13 protein-coding genes are annotated in these 17,662 nt (G+C 68.2%); 11 read left to right on the top strand and 2 right to left on the bottom strand.

From position 1 onward, the window contains the following. Window positions 1-3 precede the first annotated feature (3 nt). From tssK to tssE, 6 genes are all read left to right on the top strand, one after another. Complete coding sequence (tssK, locus tag AC1EJR_RS22215; RefSeq protein WP_092293501.1) at window positions 4-1,350, top strand: type VI secretion system baseplate subunit TssK; 1,347 nt, start codon at window positions 4-6, stop codon at window positions 1,348-1,350. Continuing rightward, on the top strand, window positions 1,347-1,994 hold the full coding sequence (locus tag AC1EJR_RS22220) for a DotU/TssL family secretion system protein (RefSeq protein WP_477113724.1): 648 nt from the start codon (window positions 1,347-1,349) through the stop codon (window positions 1,992-1,994). Before tssK ends, AC1EJR_RS22220 begins: the two co-directional genes overlap by 4 nt. Before the next feature lie 10 nt (window positions 1,995-2,004). Then, window positions 2,005-3,729 carry an OmpA family protein gene (locus AC1EJR_RS22225; protein WP_477113725.1) on the top strand — a complete coding sequence of 575 codons (1,725 nt, stop codon included), beginning with the start codon at window positions 2,005-2,007 and terminating at the stop codon, window positions 3,727-3,729. A 4-nt stretch (window positions 3,730-3,733) separates the two neighbouring features. After that, a complete protein-coding gene (locus tag AC1EJR_RS22230; RefSeq protein WP_092293497.1) occupies window positions 3,734-4,219 on the top strand; it encodes an Hcp family type VI secretion system effector in 486 nt (161 codons plus the stop codon). 98 nt (window positions 4,220-4,317) lie between these two features. Beyond that, window positions 4,318-6,981 (top strand): type VI secretion system ATPase TssH, encoded by a 2,664-nt coding sequence (gene tssH / locus AC1EJR_RS22235; RefSeq protein WP_477113726.1) that lies wholly within the window; start codon window positions 4,318-4,320, stop codon window positions 6,979-6,981. Continuing rightward, window positions 6,981-7,412 (top strand): type VI secretion system baseplate subunit TssE, encoded by a 432-nt coding sequence (gene tssE / locus AC1EJR_RS22240; RefSeq protein ID WP_092293493.1) that lies wholly within the window; start codon window positions 6,981-6,983, stop codon window positions 7,410-7,412. The genes tssH and tssE overlap by 1 nt, the downstream gene beginning before the upstream one ends. Before the next feature lie 20 nt (window positions 7,413-7,432). On the opposite strand, the gene AC1EJR_RS22245 is transcribed toward tssE, so the two are convergent. Both AC1EJR_RS22245 and AC1EJR_RS22250 read right to left on the bottom strand, forming a co-directional pair. Continuing rightward, window positions 7,433-8,407, bottom strand: coding sequence for a Bug family tripartite tricarboxylate transporter substrate binding protein (locus AC1EJR_RS22245; RefSeq protein ID WP_477113727.1), 975 nt, complete (start codon window positions 8,405-8,407; stop codon window positions 7,433-7,435). Between the two features lie 119 nt (window positions 8,408-8,526). After that, on the bottom strand, window positions 8,527-9,504 hold the full coding sequence (locus AC1EJR_RS22250; protein WP_441591360.1) for a LysR substrate-binding domain-containing protein: 978 nt from the start codon (window positions 9,502-9,504) through the stop codon (window positions 8,527-8,529). 143 nt (window positions 9,505-9,647) lie between these two features. On the opposite strand from AC1EJR_RS22250, the gene AC1EJR_RS22255 reads away from it, so the two are divergent. The 5 genes from AC1EJR_RS22255 (at window position 9,648) to AC1EJR_RS22275 (ending at window position 17,640) form a co-directional block, all read left to right on the top strand. After that, window positions 9,648-10,820: a CaiB/BaiF CoA transferase family protein gene (locus AC1EJR_RS22255; RefSeq protein ID WP_441591361.1), complete on the top strand. Its 1,173-nt coding sequence runs from the start codon at window positions 9,648-9,650 to the stop codon at window positions 10,818-10,820. A gap of 13 nt (window positions 10,821-10,833) precedes the next feature. After that, window positions 10,834-11,700, top strand: a complete 867-nt coding sequence (locus tag AC1EJR_RS22260; protein WP_092293485.1) for an HpcH/HpaI aldolase/citrate lyase family protein — start codon at window positions 10,834-10,836, stop codon at window positions 11,698-11,700. 278 nt (window positions 11,701-11,978) lie between these two features. Beyond that, window positions 11,979-13,316: a TolC family protein gene (locus AC1EJR_RS22265; RefSeq protein WP_092293483.1), complete on the top strand. Its 1,338-nt coding sequence runs from the start codon at window positions 11,979-11,981 to the stop codon at window positions 13,314-13,316. A 1-nt stretch (window position 13,317) separates the two neighbouring features. Continuing rightward, window positions 13,318-14,502 carry an efflux RND transporter periplasmic adaptor subunit gene (locus AC1EJR_RS22270; RefSeq protein ID WP_369823404.1) on the top strand — a complete coding sequence of 395 codons (1,185 nt, stop codon included), beginning with the start codon at window positions 13,318-13,320 and terminating at the stop codon, window positions 14,500-14,502. A 15-nt stretch (window positions 14,503-14,517) separates the two neighbouring features. Beyond that, a complete protein-coding gene (locus tag AC1EJR_RS22275; protein ID WP_092293479.1) occupies window positions 14,518-17,640 on the top strand; it encodes an efflux RND transporter permease subunit in 3,123 nt (1,040 codons plus the stop codon). The last annotated feature ends 22 nt before the right edge of the window (window positions 17,641-17,662 follow it).

A 17,662-nucleotide genomic window follows, 5' to 3' on the forward strand; every position in this document is an offset into this window, starting at 1 on the left:
ACCATGAAGATCACAAGACCGCTGTGGGCGCAGGGCATCTTTATGACGCCGCAGCATTTCCAGCAGCAGGCGCTATGGGAGCGCCACGCCGGCGAGCAGATTGCGCGTATCGCCACCCCGGAACCATGGGGCGTCGTGCGCGTCGTCATCGATTCCCAGGCACTGACAGTGAATCGACTGGCGGTGAGTTCGCTTGCCGCACGCCTGCCGGATGGCACCGTGATCGACACGGAGACGGCCGACCGGACGCCTCCCGCGCGCGATCTGGCCGATCTGCCGGCCGGTGCAGACTCGGCGGTGGTCCTGATCGGGCTGCCGCTGATGGACGCGCTGGGTGGCAATTGCGTCGACGATGGCGAACGGCCGGCGCGGCCACGCCGCTTCGTGCGTGAGTACCTGGAGGTCGCCGACCTGCACGGTGAGGGCAAGGAGGAAATCAGCGTCGAACGTCACGCACTGGCCCTGCTGTTCGACGGCGAGGCACAAGGCGACTACGTGACCTGCCCGATCGCTCGGCTTATCCGGACGCCGCAGGGCCAGATCGAACTCGATCCGGCCTACGTGCCGCCAAGCCTGTTCCTGTCCGCAAGCGAGCAGCTGACCGCCCGCATGGCACGGCTGTCGACCATCCTCAGCGCAAAGAGTGCGAGCCTGGGCGTGCGCCGGCGCGAGCGTTCCGACCAGATGGCCGATTACGCCGTGGCCGATGTGGCACTGTTCTGGCTGCTGCACAGTGTCAACAGTGCCTGGCCGGAGCTGGCGCGGCTGCGCGCGGCCCCGCAGCAGCATCCCGAGCAACTCTACCGTGTGCTGGCCCGGCTGGCGGGCGCGCTGCTGACGTTCTCGACCACGGAGACCCTGCAGGCCATTCCAGCCTACGACCACATGGCGCCGGAGCCCGTGTTCGCGGAACTGGAGTCGATGATTCGACGGCTGGTGGATGCGGTAGTGCCGTCACGCGTCGTGCCGGTCGCGCTGGAACGGCTGCGGCCCACGATCTGGGACGGCAAGATCCTCGATGAGCGCCTGGTCGAGGGCACCGAGTACTACCTGTCGGTGCAGGCGGGCATGCCCGCGCACGCCTTGCTCGAACAACTGCCGCGCCTTTGCAAGGCGGGGGCGCCGGATGAAGTCTCGCAGATCGTCAACTCGGCGCTGCCCGGCATTCCGTTGCGGACGATGTCGCGCCTGCCTGCCGCCATTCCCGTGCGGATCGAAAACCAGTACTTCGCGCTTGACAGTGCCCACCCGGCGTTCCGGCGCATGCTCGACGCGCGGGCGTGCCAGTTCTATGTGCCGGCTTCCGTGCCGGACGTCTCGCTCGAACTCTTCGCGGTATTGCCGGCATGACAACTTCGCTTCCGATCTTTCCGCTCGCGCTACGCGATACGGCCCTGACTGTCGCTTCGCTGGCCGGMGGGGACAGGCCCGTGACCTTCGCGGCGTTCCGTGAAACGTGCCTGGGCCATATCGCCCGGCTGCGTGAGGAACTCCGGGCGGCGGGGCAATCCCCGGATGTCGTCGAGGACGCGATCTATGCGCAATGCGCGCTGATCGACGAGTTCGCGCTCCGCCACCTGGAAGGGGCGAGCCGGGACGAGTGGGAGCACGAGCCCTTGCAAGTCAAGGAGTTCCAGAGTCACGACGCGGGTGACGCGCTGATCGACCGCATCGAACGGCGCCTCGCAGCGCCCCAACCGGTGCTGCCGTTGCTCGCGGTCTTCCATGTGGTGCTTGGGCTGGGCTTCCAGGGGCGATTCGCCCTGAACGGCGCCACGGACCGCGCCGCATTGCTGCGCGCGCTCGATGAGCGACTGGCGCGCGCGGGGCTCGACCAGGGCAACGGGCCGGTCATTGTCACCCACGGCAAGGCACGCGCCGGCTGGCGCATCTCGCCGATTGCATGGGTGGTGCTGGCGCTCGTTGGCGCCGGGCTGGTCTATCTGGCGCTGGACCGCTGGCTCGACGCGGCCATCGCGCGGCTGGCTGTTTGAAGGGCGCGACGTGACCGGTTATCCCTATCGCACCTTGGCCGGCTGGATCGCGGCGCTTTGTCTGGCGTGGCTCGGATTCAGCTCGCCGTGGTCGACCACGTGGAATCTGCTGTTGGGGCTGTTCGTCGTGGCGCTGATGTTGGTGGCGATGATTGTCGCCACGCGGCGCGGGCGTGCTGGCCGTCAGGCCTCGCAGGCGGTGCTGGTCGCCGTGAACGCGTCACTCGATGCATTGCCCGGCGACATGCGCCGGAATACGCCGCTCGTGCTCGCCGTTGGTGAGCCGGACGGCGCCTTGGTGCGGGCATTCGGCGACGAATTGGTCCGTATCACCGAGTCCGCGATCTGGGTACGTGTGGGCGACCCGTCGCGGCTGGCTCACGTGGCGGATGCCCTGAAGCGCTGGCGCGAGGGGCAGGGCCCGGACGCCGTGGTGTGCCTGACCGCCGCCGACCGGATCCGAGACGCCGCAACGCTGAGCGCGCGCCTCGGCCGTTTGCGTCACGCGATTGGCGAGGCGAGCCGCGCCGTCGGCTATCCGCTGCCAGTGTGCATCGCGGTCTACGGCGAGGACGCCGCGGGTCCGCCGGACGAAAGCCCATGGTTCGGTATGTCTGGCGAAGCGATGCCGGCGGACGAGGCATGGATCGCGCAAGTCGCGGCGAGCCTCGACCAGTACGCCCGCGCCGCCAAGCCGGCCGACCGCGCCGCACGTTGGTCTCGCGCTAATCGGCTGCACGCGCTAGCCAGATGGGTGCAATCGACGTTGTTGCCGCGCTTACGGGACGACAGCCGCGACGGCCACCGTACGGGAAGGCCGGTGCAGGTGGCCGCTGTCGGCGCGATCGCGGTATGCGGCACGCCAGCCGACAACTCGCTGTTTGCCAGTGCCGTGGCCCGCATCACCGGTCTGGTCGGAGCCCGCCCGGCACAAGAGGGCGGCAGCGGTCGCTACCCACTGCCGGACCCGTTGATCCGTGGCATCGGTCGACAGCCGGCGCGGCGCGCGTTGCCACGTGCGCTGGCGCATGGCTTCGCGTGGCTCGCGGTGGCGTTCTGCGCGGCTGCGGCCGCCTCGGCGTGGCAGAACCGGGCGCTGGTGGCGCGCGTCACCGGCAATATGGACCGCTATCGCGCGTTGGCGCCGGCACAGGACGCCGCGCGTATCGATGCGCTCAAGGTCATCAAACGCGACCGGGACGAACTCGACCGCCACGCCCGCAACGGCGTGCCGCTGCGGCTCGGCCTCGGTCTGTATCGCGGGGCCGCGCTGCGTGCGCCAATCGACACGCTGATCGCCGGCTACCGCCCGCCGCCTCCGCCGCCGGCCACGATCGAGCTGGACAGCCTGTCGCTGTTCCGCAGCGGCAGCGCCACCCTGAATCCCGGCTCCAACCGCGTGCTGATCGGTGCGCTGGAAATGATCCGGGCGCATCCGGACAAGCGCGTGCTGGTGGCTGGCCATACCGATGCCACCGGCAACCCGCGCAGCAACCTGCGCCTGTCGGAGGCCCGCGCGGTGTCCGTCCGCAACTGGCTGGCCGATGCCGCCGGCTTGCCGTTGACGCATTTCGCGACGCAAGGCTACGGCGACACCCGCCCGAAGGCGGGCAATGACACGGAGGCGGGCCGCGCCGCCAATCGCCGTGTGGAAATTACCCTTGTTCCCGATTGCCGTGACGGCGATCGGGTCACTTCTGGCCAGTCGGCCTGTTCATTTCAGCAGAAGGAGTAAGTAAATGGCAATTCCCGCATACATGTGGATCAAGGACGATGGTGGCGCCGACATCAAGGGTTCGGTCACGGTTTCGGGCCGCGAGGGCAGCGTCGAAGTGGTGGCGTTCGATCACGCGGTCAAGATCCCGACGGACGCCAACACCGGCAAGCTGACCGGCACGCGCGTGCACGAGCCGATCGTCTTCACCAAGGAGACCGACGCCTCGACGCCGTATCTCTACAAGGCCGTCTCCAGCGGCCAGACGCTGAAGGCGGTGGAGATTCGCTGGTACAAGATCGACGACGCCGGCAAGGAGAAGGAGTACTTCAACACCAAGCTCGAGAACGTCAAGGTGGTCGGCGTCACGCCGAAGATGCACGACATCAAGAGCCCGGCCTTCGAGAAGCACAACCACCTCGAGAGCATCGAGCTGCGCTACGAGAAGATCACCTGGTCGTACAAGGACGGCAACATCATCCACGCCGATAGTTGGAACGAGCGTGCCTGAGTAAGGTCGGGCCGGCCTCGCGCCGGCCCCTCGGCCGCGCCGCCGGCCGCCCCATCCCTCGACCCCGCATTCTTCCCGCCCATCGCCATCCCTCCCTCATGACTGCCCGCGACCATTCCCCGTTCCTGCGCCGCCTGAACCCCCATTGCGCCCGCGCGCTGACCGAGGCGGCCAGCCTTTGCGAAACCCGCGCCCACCGGGACATCGAGGTCGAGCACTGGCTGATCAAGCTGCTCGAACTGGGCGAGGGCGACCTGCTGGCGATCCTGCGGCGCTATGAAATCGATGTCGATGCCATCTGGAATGCCTTGCTCGTCGCCATCGACCGCCTGCCGCATGACCTGCGCGGCCGGCCCGGGCTCTCGCCGCGCGTGGGGCAGTGGCTGGAGGCGGCATGGATGCGTGCGTCGCTCGCTGCGACGGCACCGGGTGACACCGACATTCGCTCGGCGCACCTGCTCGCCGCGCTGGTGGAAGCGCCGCATTGGCTGCGCGCGCCGGATGCCTGGCCGCTGCTCAGCATCTCCGCCGCGCAGATCGAACGACTGATGCCGGAGCTGGATCAGATATCGAGCGAGGCGCACAGGCTGCCCGAGATCCTTCCCCTTCCGACCGACACCCCGGCCGTGGCGCACCTCCCCGACAACCCGGTGCTGGGCCGCTTCACCATCGACATCACCGCCAAGGCCCGTGCCGGGCAGATCGATCCGGTCTTTGGCCGTGATGTCGAGATCCGGCAGATGATCGACATCCTCGCGCGGCGCCGTAAGAACAATCCGATCCTCGTGGGCGAGCCCGGCGTCGGCAAAACCGCACTGGTCGAGGGGCTCGCGCTGCGTATTGCGGAGGGCGATGTCCCGGCGATCATCGCCAACACCAGTGTGCTGACGCTTGACCTCGGCCTGTTGCAGGCCGGCGCCGGCGTCAAGGGCGAGTTCGAGCAGCGGCTCAAGCAGGTGATCGAGGCGGTGCAGCAGTCGCCGACGCCAATCCTGCTGTTTATCGACGAAGCCCATACGCTGATCGGGGCAGGTAACAGCGCTGGCGGCGCCGACGCGGCCAACCTGCTGAAGCCGGCGCTGGCGCGGGGCGAGCTGCGGACCATCGCGGCGACCACGTGGTCCGAATACAAGCAGTATTTCGAACGGGACGCGGCACTCGAACGCCGCTTCCAGATGGTGAAGGTGGACGAGCCCGACGACGCGGCCGCGTGCCTGATGCTGCGCGGCCTCAAGGAGCGCTATGCGCGGCACCATGACGTGCATGTCACCGATGCGGCGGTCGTCGCCGCCGTGCGCCTCTCGCGCCGCTACCTGACCGGGCGCCAGTTGCCCGACAAGGCGGTCGACCTGCTCGATACCGCCGCCGCGCGGGTGCGCATGAGCCAGGACGCCACGCCGATTGCCTTCGCCCGGTGCGAGGCCGAGCGCGCGGCGCTGGAGACCGAGCGGGCTGCGCTGGCGCAGGACGAGGGCGCCACGGGCATCCGTGACGCCGCACGGATCGGCGCCATCGACAGCCGGCTGGAGGCGCTGGACGGCGACCTCGCCCGATTCACGCTGACGCTCGCCGCCCAGAAGGCCGCAACGGAAACCCTGTTCGGCCTGCGTCGCCAATGGCAGGCCGCGGACGAGGCGCTGCGGCAGGACCTCTCCCCATCGATCGAAGCCGCTCACCGCGCGGTGGGTTCGGCCGGGCAGGCCGCCCTGATCCGCGCCGAGGTGGATGAGCACGCGATTGCCGAAGTCATCGCAGACTGGACCGGCGTGCCGGCCGAGAGCCTGCTGGCCAGCGAACTGGCCACGCTGCTGGACCTGGAGGCCAACCTGGGCAGCGTGGTGGTGGGTCAGGACGAGGCGCTCGCAGCGCTCGGCAAGCGGCTGCGGGCGGCGAAGGCGGGGCTCAAGGCCGAGGACGCGCCGATCGGCGTGTTCCTGCTCGTGGGGCCCTCGGGCGTCGGCAAGACCGAGACGGCGCGGGCGCTGGCCGACCTGATGTTCGGCGGCGAGCGGGCGCTGATCACCATCAACCTGTCCGAATACCAGGAAGCGCATACGGTGTCGCAGCTGAAGGGCTCGCCACCCGGCTACGTCGGCTACGGCGAGGGCGGCGTCCTGACCGAGGCGGTGCGCCAGCGCCCCTACAGCGTGGTGTTGCTCGACGAGGTCGAGAAAGCCCACCGCGACGTGCTGAGCCTGTTCTATCAGGTGTTCGACCGTGGCTTTATGCGCGATGGCGAAGGCCGGGTGATCGATTTCCGCAACACGGTGATCGTGATGACGTCGAACCTGGGCAGCGACCAGATCCTGGCCGCCACGGACGCCGTGACCGAGGCCGGCGGCGCGGCGACCCCCGGCATGCTGATGGAGGCGATCCGCCCGACGCTGGTCGAGCATTTCCAGCCCGCGCTGCTGGCGCGCTTCCAGACCGTGGTGTTCCGGCCGTTGGCCGCCGGGCCGATGGCGACAATCGTACGCATGAAGCTGGATAAGGTGAGCGAGCGGGTGGCGCGCCGGTTCGGCGTGCCGCTGCGTTACGACAATGGGCTGGTGGACGCGCTGGTCGCCGCCTGCCTGTTGCCGGACACCGGCGCGCGCAATATCGACAGCCTGCTCGACCAGCAGATCCTGCCGGTGCTGGCCCGCGAGCTGCTAATAAGAATGGGGAACAAGACAGCGGAGACGAGCGCCCCGGCCACGATGCGGCTGACCTTCTCGGACGCAGACGGCATCGGGCTGGAATTCGATGAGGCTGGCCAGTAATGGCCGGCGGTCCGGGCCTGTTCGAGGCCGTGACAGGGCATTTCGCGAATGGGGTGCCGGTCGAGGAATTCGATTTGGCGACGCAGACCTTCCTGTCCGTCCAGGACAATATCCAGCGCATTCTGAACAGTCGGCGCGGCGGGCTGGCTCATCTGCCGGACTATGGGCTGGGCGACCTGTCGCGCATCTACCGGCACCTGCCCGCGTCGGCCCACACGCTCAAGCGGGAGATTGAAACCACGCTGCTGCGCTACGAGCCGAGGCTCCGGGGCATCGATATCGACATCGACGATACCGAGCCCGGGATGCTGCTGAGTTTCACGATGACCTGCCACCTGCGCCGCGCCGGGCTGGTGCGCTTCGGCACGCATTTCATGCCTGACGGCAAGACCCGGCTGACGCTGCTGCGCGCGGTGCAGGACCGCGACTGAGGGGCTACGGCTAACGCCGTTCAGTCGACCTGGGCGCCCGAGGCCTTGACGATCTTGCCCCATTTGTCGATATCCGCACGCAACATGGTCGAGAACTGCTGCGGCGTGCCGATGAGCACCTCGGCGCCCTGCGCGGCGAGCTTGTCGCGCAGCGGTGCGTCGGCCAGCGCGGCCTGCAAGGTCTTGGCGAGCTTCTCCGTCACCGCCTTCGGCGTGCCGCGCACGGCGAACAGGCCAACCCAGAGATCGCCGCTATAGCCGGGCACGGTTTCGCTGATGGCCGGGATGTCCGGCGCGAATGGCGACCGCTTGGCCGAACTCACACCCAGCGCCCGCACCTTGCCGGCCTTGATATGGGCCAGCACCGAGGGCAGGCTGGCGAAGGCCATCGGCACCTGGTTGCCGAGCACGTCGTTCAGCGCCGGCGCCACACCCTTGTAGGGCACATGTTCAAGCTTGATGCCGGCCATGCTGTTCAGCATCTCGCCGAGCAGGTGGTTCAGCGTGCCATTGCCGGCCGACGCATAGCGATAGAAATCCGGCTTGGCCTTGGCCATCGTGATCAGCTCCGCCATCGACTTGGCCGGGAACGCGGGATTCACGACCAGCACGTTCGGCACCGTCGCCACGGGGGCGATCGGCTCGAAGTCCTTGATCGGATCGAACGGAATCTGGCGATAGAGCGACGGGTTGATCGCCTGCGTGCTGCTGATGGTCATCAGCAGCGTGTAGCCATCGGCCGTGGCGCGCGCGGCGGCCTGGGTGCCGATGTTGCCGCCGGCGCCGGGACGGTTTTCGACCACCACCTGCTGGCCCAGGCGCTGCGACAGATCGGCGGCCACCAGCCGGGCGACGATGTCGTTGGTGCCGCCCGGCGCCTGGGGCACGATCATCTGGATGGGCTTGCTGGGATAGGTGTCGGCGTGGGCGCTGCCCACGGCGGCCAGCGTGAGAGCCACGGCCATGCCGGCGAAGGCGGGAAGGGTGCGAAGCATTGTTGTCTCCTATGGCGGGCGGTTATCTGGGATGTCGGTCCCGCCCATGCTGGCGCCCACTCTAGCCGAGGCCGGTGCGCAGGAGAAATTCAATCGCCGACTATGGCCATAAGGATTTCTTATCGGCTGGCAGGTGCCGTAGGGGCGGGCGGCGGCGCCAGCGAGCCGCCCTGGGCGATGCGCGCTGCAACGATCTCCCGCAGGATGTCGGCGACGGCTTCGGCCGCATTCGAACGCGGCAGCGCGCGCGGCCAGCACAGGGACAGCGTGCGGCGCAACTCCGGCAGGATCAGGCGACGCCCGATGCCCCCCTCGGCATCGCCAGCCCCATCCCCATTCCCTTCTGCGCCCGGACTCTCGCCCAGCGACGACGCCGGCAGCACCGTGCAGGCCAGCCCCTCGCGGGCGGCGGCCAGCAGGAAGGGCAGCGAATCGAGGTCCGCCACCACGTTCAGGGCGATACCGGCCTTGGCGCAGCTGCGCTCCACCACCTCGCGCAGGCCCTGCGAGCCGCTGGGCAGCACCAGCGGCATGCCGTCGAGGGCCTTCAGTGCGATGGTGGCCGAGCGGGTGGCGCGCCCGGGCGGCGTGCCGATCAGGTAGAGCGGTTCGCTGGCCAGCGGTTCGGGCTCCACAGCGCGCGACGCCGTGTCGCGGAACAGGATCGCGAAGTCGAGCCGGTTCTGGTTCAGCAGCTCGGAGATATAGCCGCTCATGCTCTCGAACAGTTGCAGCCGCACCTGCGGATAGCGCTGCCGCACGGCCCGCACCAGCGGCATGCCGAAGGCCGCCGCCGCCGTGGTCGGCAGGCCGATGGCGACGTTGCCGGAGATTTCCGAGCCGGCCACCCGGACGTCCGCCCCGGCCATCTCGACCTGGCGCAGGATATTGCGAATGTGACGATAAAGTGTCTTGCCGGCCTCGGTCGGCCGTACGCCCTTGGCGCCGCGATGCACCAGCGGCACGCCGAATTCCTCCTCGAGCGCGGCCAGTTGCTGGCTCAGCGCCGGCTGCGCCACGCACACGACCTCGGCGGCGCGCGTCAGGCTGCCGTGGTCGACGATCGCCACGAAATACCGCATTGCCCGGATGTCCATCGCTGCTGCCTCCTGCCCCGTTCGCCGGGTGTCGTCTCGTTGAGGGTATTGATTCTACTTATGGAGGCTTCGGCAATCCCTATTTCACATAGTCGGGGCGCGCGGGTAGATTGGCGGCATCGAGCACCCCCGGACCCATCGCCATGACCCGACCCCTAGCCGGCATTACCGTCATCTCCCTCGAACAGGCGATTGCCGCGCCGTTCTGCACCCGCCAGCTGGCGGACCTCGGTGCACGCGTGATCAAGATCGAGCGGCCCGGCCCGGGGGATTTCGCCCGCGCCTACGACACGCGCGTGCGCGGCCTGTCCTCGCACTTCGTCTGGACCAACCGTTCGAAGGAAAGCCTGACGCTGGATGTGAAGGCGCCCGGCGCCGCGCCGGTGATGGAAGGGCTGCTGGAGCGCGCGGACGTGCTGGTGCAGAACCTCGCCCCGGGCGCGGCGGCCCGGCTCGGGCTGGATTACGAGACGCTCTCGGCCCGCTATCCGCGCCTGATTGTCTGCGACATCTCGGGCTACGGCGGCGACGGCCCCTACCGCGACAAGAAGGCTTACGACCTGCTGGTGCAGAGCGAATCGGGGTTCGTCTCGGTGACCGGCACGGCCGAGGAGGGCGTCAAGGCGGGTGCCTCGGTGGCGGACATCGCCGCCGGCATGTACGCCTATAGCAATATCCTGGCGGCGCTGATCGAGCGCGGCCAGACCGGGCGCGGCAAGCGGATCGACGTGTCGATGCTGGAGTCGATGGTCGAGTGGATGAGCTTCCCGATGTACTACGCGTTCGATGGCGCCGAGCCGCCGCCGCGCGCAGGCGCCGCCCACGCCACCATCTACCCCTACGGGCCGTTCCCGACCGGCGACGGCAAGACCGTGATGCTGGGGCTGCAGAACGAGCGGGAGTGGTCGGTCTTCTGCAAGACCGTGCTGGGCGAGCCGGCGCTGGCCACGCATGCCGCGTTCGCCACCAACAGCCTGCGCAGCGCCAACCGGGCCCAGTTGCGGGCGAGGATCGTCGAAGCGTTCTCGCATATGACGGCGGAGCAGGTGGTGCAGCGGCTCGAGGAGGCCAAGATCGCCAACGCCAACGTCAATACCATGGCCGATGTCTGGCACCACCCGCAGTTGGCCGCCCGGGAGCGGTGGCGCACCGTGGCGTCGCCGGTCGGCGAGATCCCGGCGCTGCTGCCGCCGGGCCTGACCGATGCGCGCATGGATCCGATTCCCGCAGTCGGCGAGCATACCGATGCCATCCTGTCGGAAATCGGCTGTTCCGCCGCGCAAGTGGCCCAACTTCACGCCGACGGCGTGGTTTGATCAGGAGCCGACCATGACTACCCCCCGCGTACCGCGCAGCTACCTGTTCGTTCCCGCCTCCCGCCCCGAGCGCATCGGCAAGGCCCTGTCGGCCGGCGCCGATGCGGTCATTGTCGACCTGGAGGATGCCGTCGCCCCCGATGCCAAGGCCGAGGCCCGCGCGGGGCTGTCCGACCCCTGGAGCGGCCTGCGGACTGCCGCCCAGGTCGGCGGCGTGCAGCTTTTTGTGCGCGTGAACGGCGCCGATACCGCATGGTTCGCCGACGATCTCGCCTGGTGCCGGGCGCATCAGGTGCGCCAGATCATGCTGCCGAAGGCCGATGCCACCGCGCTGGCCGCCCTCCACGCCGAGCTGCCGGACGCCCACTGCCATGCCCTGCTGGAGACCGCCGCCGGGTTTGCCGACCTGTACGACGTGGCGCGCGCGCCCGGCGTCACCCGGCTGGTGTTCGGCAGCATCGACCTGATGTTCGATCTCGACGTGGCCGACGATGGCGAGCCGCTGCATCACTTCCGCAGCGAGTTGGTACTCCATTCGCGCGCGGCCGGGCTGCCGGCGCCGGTCGACGGGGTCTGCACCGCCATCGGCGATGCCGAGGCGCTGGCGGACGACACCGCCCGGGGCCGCCGCTTCGGCTTCGGCGCCAAGCTGCTGATCCATCCGAACCAGGTGGAAGGCGTGCATGCGGCGCTGGCGCCGTCTGCCCAGGAAGTGGCGTGGGCACGGCGCGTGGTGGACCAAGCCGCCGCCGCGCAGGGCGCGGCCATCGCCGTGGACGGCAAGATGGTGGACCGCCCGGTGCTCGAACGTGCGCTGCGGATCGTCGCCGCAGCGCCGGGCCCAGCGGCGCCATCCGCCTCATCCGCCACCTCCGCCTGAACCGGGCGCAGCGCCAATCGGTGTTTTCCCGACCCACACGTTGGGCGAATTTGGGTGGGAATGCCGACAAGATGAAAGCCGTTTGTAATGAGATTGCGATTGAATGCGCACGGGAGATCGTGCGCGGCAAGGCAGCGCGGCTAAAAGAGCGGGTTCCCGGGGAGCGATGAAAGAAAATCGCCCGCCCGGTGCACCGTTCGGCTGGCACGGTCGTTTACGTCAGACCGAAGTGACATTGAGCCAGACCGATCGTGCATTTTTCAGTTTCCCGCGCCGCCATGGCCGTGCTGCTGGCCGTGGCAGCCGTTGCTGGCCACGCCGCCAGCCAGCCGATGCCCCCAGACGGCCCCTGTGTGCCGCCACCGGCCAAGGCCACGCTCACACTTGCCCAGGCGCGGCTTGACGCCCAGCGCTGCAATCGCGACATCATTGCCGCCCGGCGCGGCGAGGAAGCCAGCCAGGCCGATGTCCAGATCGCCTCGCAACGGCCGAATCCGGTCCTGAGCCTCGGTGTCACTAATATCAATCCGCATGCGGGGGTGGGATCGGGCAGCCTGCGCAGCAAGACGGTGGATTCCACGCTGCGCATCGATCAGGTCATCGAAACCGCCAACAAGGGCAACCTGCGCGTGGACGCAGCCCGCAAGGCCAGCGCCGCCGCCGGGGAGACCACCCAGGCCATCGTGGCGCAGCAACTCGGCGCGGTGGACCAGGCCTGGTACGAAGCCGTGGTCAGCCAGACCCGGCTGGAAGTGCTGACCGAGACCGTCGGCCTCTATTCCCGCACCCAGCAAGCCAATGAGACCCGGCTGAAGGCCGGCGATATTTCCCGCGCCGACGTCACCAAGCTCCAGCTGGAAACGCTGCGCGCCCAGAGCGACCTGCGCAACGCCCAGGCTGACCACGCCAGCGACAAGGCCGCCCTGGCCGCCGCCATCGGTGTGCCGGGCACGCTGATCGACAACCGACTCGTGCCGGACTGGCCGGCGCTGGACACCCCGGTCCCGCCGGTGGACCCCGACGTGCTGCAACGCCGCCCCGACGTGACCGCCGCCGAAGCCCGGCTGGCCGCCGCCGCCGCCTCGCGCGACCTGGCCCGCGCCGGCCGCGTGCCCGATGTGACGGTGGGCGCGCAGGCCGAGCACTATCCGCAATCGCCCACTAATACCTATGGCGATGGCAACAGCTACGGCGTGTTCATCTCGATCCCGCTGTTTGTGCGGCACAGCAATGGCGGCGAGGCCCGCCGCGCGGAGGTGGATTACTACGCCGCGCTGGACGACCGCAACCGCATCCTGCTGGAGGCGCAGAACGACATCGAGCGCCTGCGCAGCCAGCTAGAGGCCGCGCGCGCCACGCTGCAACAGATGCAGGCCGCCGTGCTGCCGGCCGCCGAGTCCGTCGCGAACAGTGCCGAATTCGCGTACACGAAGGGCGCCACGGGCGTGCTGGATCTGCTCGACGCGCGCCGCGCGCTGCGCCAGACCCGCGTGGACGCCGTCGAGGCGCAGGGCAACTACGCCAAGGCGCTGGCCGCCTACCGCACCGCGCTGCAAGCTACCAATTCCGATATCAACAAGCTTCCCCAGGTCCGTACCGATGCGTCGCGTCCATAACATGCTGTCTTCGTCCCAGTGGTTCCGTCCTCTCCGCCTGGCAGCCGTCGGGTCACTTTGCGCGCTGGCGCTGGTCGCCTGTGGCAAGAAGGAGGCACCCGTGGCTGATGACGACCCCAAGGTCAGCGGCCAGACCATCCAGTTTCCGGAGTCGGTGAAGACCCTGCCCGGCATCGTCGGCCAGCCGGTGAAGCTGGGCGGCGACCGCATGCTGAGCCTGCCGGGCCGGCTGGTCTGGAACGAGGACAAGACCGTACGCGTGACCACCCCGTTCGCGGGCCGCGTGATGGACATCCTCGTGCAACCCGGCGCGACCGTGAAGGCCGGCCAGCCGCTGGCGACGCTGACCTCGCCCGACTATGGCCTGGCCCAGGCCGATGCCCGCAAGGCCGCCGCCGACAGCGCCGTGGCCGCCAAGTCCCTGGCACGCCAGCGCGAGCTGTATGGCGCCGGCATCGTCGCCCAGAAGGAACTGGAGCAGGCGCAGGCCGATAGCGCCCGTGCCGCCGCCGACCAGCAACGCACGCAGGCGGCGCTGCGCATGTACGGCGCGGCCGCCGGTGGCGATGCGGTGAACCAGCGCTTCGCGCTGCGCAGCCCGATCGAGGGCCTGGTGGTGGAGCGCAATATCAACACGGGCATGGAACTGCGCCCGGACCAGGCGCCCAGCTCGCCGCTGTTCCTGATCACCGACCCGACCACGCTCTGGGCCCAGGTGGATGCGGCCGAGGCGGACCTCGGCCTGTTCAAGCCGGGCGTGACGGTGCAACTGACCAGCGCCGCCTATCCGGGCGAGACGTTCCAGGGCACCGTGGTCAAGATCGCCGATTACGTGGATCCGTCGTCGCGCAGCATCAAGGTGCGGCTGACCGTGCCGAACGCGGACCGCCGCCTGAAGGCCGAGATGTTCGTCACGGCGCGCCTCCAGGCCGCCTCGTTCAAGGGGATCGCGGTGCCGTCGAAGGCCGTGTTCCTGGCTGACAACAAGAACTACGTGTTCGTCCGCAAGGGCACGAACACGTTCGAGCGGCGCCTGGTGAAGACCGGCGTGTCACTGCCGGGCATGACCGAGGTGCTGGAAGGGCTGACCGACGGCGAGGTGGTGGTCACCGACGGCAACCTCTATCTGCAGGACATCCTGCGTGACGCCACGGCGGTCAATGCGGCGCGCGCGTCCGCCAAGTAAGGGAATGGCGGACACATGATCTCCCGTATCGTCAACTTTGCGCTGCACCAGAAGCTGTTCGTCTGGCTCGGCCTGATCATCTTCGTCGCCGGCGGCCTGGCCGCCTTCAAGAACCTGCCGATCGAGGCCTTCCCGGACGTCTCCGACATCCAGGTCAACATCATCACGCTCTACCCGGGCCGTGCGGCCGAGGAAGTGGAGCGGCAGGTCACGATCCCGATCGAGACCGCCCTGGCCGGCACGCCGAACTCGGTGCGGGTGTTCTCGCACACCCAGTTCGGCCTGTCGTTCATGATGGTCACGTTCAACGACAAGGCCACCGACGTCACCGCCCGCCAGCAGATCATCGAGCGGCTGCGCAGCGTGGACCTGCCCGACGGCGTGCATCCGGACCTCGCGCCGCTCTCCACGGCCATCGGCGAAATCTATCGTTTCCGGCTGACCGGCAAGGGCTATTCGCCGCAGGAACTGCGCACGCTGCAGGACTGGGTGGTCGAGAAGAACCTGCGCCAGGTGCCCGGTGTGGCCGACCTGGTGACGATTGGCGGCAGCATCAAGCAGTACGAGGTGAACCCGAACCTGGCGCGGATGCGCGATGCCGGGATCTCGTTGTCCGAACTGTTCACGGCGCTCCAGCGTGGCAACTCGAACGCCGGCGGCGGCGCGGTGGCGCATGGCCGGCAGCAGTTCCTGCTGCGCTCACTGGGCAGCTTCCGCACCTCGGCGGACATCGCCAACGTGGTGGTGAGCGAGAAGAACGGCACGCCGATCCTGGTCAAGGGCATCGCCGAGGTGAAGGTGGGCTCGGCGCCGCCGCAGGGCCTGATGGGGCAGGACGACGAGGACGATATCGTCTCTGGCATCGTGGTGATGCGCAAGGGCGAGAACCCGTCGATCGTGCTGGACGCGCTGAAGCAGAAGATCGACCTGCTCGACAGCACGATCCTGCCGAAGGGCGTGAAGATCGTGCCGTACTACGACCGCTCCACGCTGATCGACAAGACCCTGCACACGGTGTTCGGCAACCTGGTGGAAGGCGCGCTGCTGGTAATGGCGGTGCTGTACCTGTTCCTCGCCAACGTGCGTGCGGCGGCCATCGTGGCGCTGGTGATTCCGCTGGCGCTGCTCTCCACCTTCATCGGCCTGACCTGGGTGGGCATTCCGGCCAACCTGCTGTCGCTCGGCGCGATGGACTTCGGCATCATCGTGGACGGCGCGGTGATCGTGGTGGAGAACATCTTCAAGCGGCTGGGCGAGCTGAAGGAGCAGCAGATCCAGGACAACAAGGCGCGGCTCAACGCCATCCTGCTGGCGACGACCGAGGTGGGCCGGCCGACCGTGTTCTCGATGGTGATCATCATCGCGGCGCACATCCCGATCTTCACGCTGCAGCGCCATGAGGGCAAAATCTTCGCGCCGATGGCCTATACGGTGACCGGGGCGCTGATCGGCTCGCTGATCATCTCGCTGACGCTGGTGCCGCTGCTGTGCCACCTGCTGCTGAAGAAGAACATCGCGCACGAAGACAACTTCATGGTGCGCCACTGCAAGCGGCTCTATGAGCCGATGCTGAAGTGGGCGCTGGACCACAAGAAGATGGTKGTTGGCATCGCGCTGGGTTTGCTGGTCGCCACCGTGGGCGTGGGCAAGTTCCTCGGCAGCGAGTTCCTGCCGGAGCTGGACGAAGGCTCGATGTGGGTCAGCTTCGACCTGCCGGCGTCGGTCTCGCTGGATGAGGCCCGCGACCAGGCGCGCAAGCTGCGGACCGTGATCCGCCAGACGCCCGAGGTGAACACCACGATCTCCAAGGTGGGCCGCCCGGACGACGGCACGGATCCGAAGCTGATCAACACCGTCGAAATCCTGGTGGACCTGAAGCCGGACCAGAAGTGGCGGGCCGGCTACGACAAGCGCAAGATCATCGAGGAAATCAACCGCAACCTGCGCCAGATGCCCGGCATCGAGCCGAACTTTTCGCAGCCGGTGCGCGACAACATTCTTGAGAGCATCTCCCAGATCAAGGGCCAGATCGTGATCAAGGTGCAGAGCGACAGCCTGCAGCAGAACAAGCAGGTAGCGGACCAGATCCTGGCGAACGTGCAGTCGGTCAAGGGCGTGATGCGCGCGTTCATCGACCGCGACGGCGAACTGCCGCAGTACGTGCTGGAGTTCGATCGGGCCCAGGCGGCGCGCTACGGCATCAACGTGGCCGACGTGCAGGACCTGATGGAAACCGCGCTGGCCGGCAAGGCCGCCACGGAGCTGTGGGAGGGCGAGCGCCACTTCAGCGTGGCCGTGCGCCTGAAGGCGGGCGAGCGCGAACTGCCGAACCTGCCGAACATCTTCATGCAGACCGCCGATGGCGCGCAGGTGCCGCTGTCGCAACTGGTGACGTTCCGGGCCGCCTCGGGCGCCATGAACATCAGCCGCGAGAACGGCCAGCGCACCACGTCGATCGGCATCTTCATCCACGACCGGGACATGGGTAGCGTGGTGAAGGACATGCAGGCGCTGGTGAAGAAGAACGTCAACGCCGAGGACGTGAAGATCAGCTGGTCCGGCGAGTTCGAGAACCAGGAGCGCGCCATGGCGCGGCTGTCGATCGTGGTGCCGCTGTCGGTGCTGGTGATCTTCCTGCTGCTGTTCAACGCGTTCAAGTCGTTCAAGAGTGCCACGCTGATCATCTCGAACATCCCGTTCGCGCTGATCGGCGGCGTGTTCGCGCTGTTCCTGACCGGGATTCCGCTGTCCGTCTCGGCGGCGATCGGCTTTATCGCGCTGTTCGGCCAGGCCGTGCTGAACGGCGTGGTGATGGTGACGTACTTCAACCAGCTGCGCGATGAAGGGCTCTCCGTGCGCGAGGCCGTGCTGGCTGGCTCGATGGATCGGCTGCGGACCGTGCTGATGACGGCGATGCTGGCCATGCTGGGCCTGTTCCCGATGGCGATCTCGCGCGCGATTGGCGCGGAGACGCAGCGCCCGCTGGCCATCGTGATCATCGGCGGCCTGATTACGGCAACGATGCTGACGCTGATCGTGCTGCCGACGCTGTACGAGTGGATGGTGGGACGCTCCTGGCCGGACGAGGAGCCGGAGGACGAAGACCACAACCGGATCTCGCCCTCGCTGGCATCGTAAGCCCGCAGCATCGTGAATCGCC

Source organism: Cupriavidus sp. 05T42, from assembly GCF_056396345.1.

What these genes read in the sequence shown, in the direction of transcription:
- AC1EJR_RS22230 (WP_092293497.1), top strand. Translation starts at nt 3,734, where the DNA reads ATGGCAATTCCCGCATACATGTGGATCAAGGACGATGGTGGCGCCGAC.
- tssK (WP_092293501.1), top strand. Translation starts at nt 4, where the DNA reads ATGAAGATCACAAGACCGCTGTGGGCGCAGGGCATCTTTATGACGCCG.
- AC1EJR_RS22260 (WP_092293485.1), top strand. Translation starts at nt 10,834, where the DNA reads ATGACTACCCCCCGCGTACCGCGCAGCTACCTGTTCGTTCCCGCCTCC.
- tssH (WP_477113726.1), top strand. Translation starts at nt 4,318, where the DNA reads ATGACTGCCCGCGACCATTCCCCGTTCCTGCGCCGCCTGAACCCCCAT.
- tssE (WP_092293493.1), top strand. Translation starts at nt 6,981, where the DNA reads ATGGCCGGCGGTCCGGGCCTGTTCGAGGCCGTGACAGGGCATTTCGCG.
- AC1EJR_RS22245 (WP_477113727.1), bottom strand. Translation starts at nt 8,407, where the DNA reads ATGCTTCGCACCCTTCCCGCCTTCGCCGGCATGGCCGTGGCTCTCACG.
- AC1EJR_RS22270 (WP_369823404.1), top strand. Translation starts at nt 13,318, where the DNA reads ATGCTGTCTTCGTCCCAGTGGTTCCGTCCTCTCCGCCTGGCAGCCGTC.
- AC1EJR_RS22250 (WP_441591360.1), bottom strand. Translation starts at nt 9,504, where the DNA reads ATGGACATCCGGGCAATGCGGTATTTCGTGGCGATCGTCGACCACGGC.
- AC1EJR_RS22255 (WP_441591361.1), top strand. Translation starts at nt 9,648, where the DNA reads ATGACCCGACCCCTAGCCGGCATTACCGTCATCTCCCTCGAACAGGCG.
- AC1EJR_RS22265 (WP_092293483.1), top strand. Translation starts at nt 11,979, where the DNA reads ATGGCCGTGCTGCTGGCCGTGGCAGCCGTTGCTGGCCACGCCGCCAGC.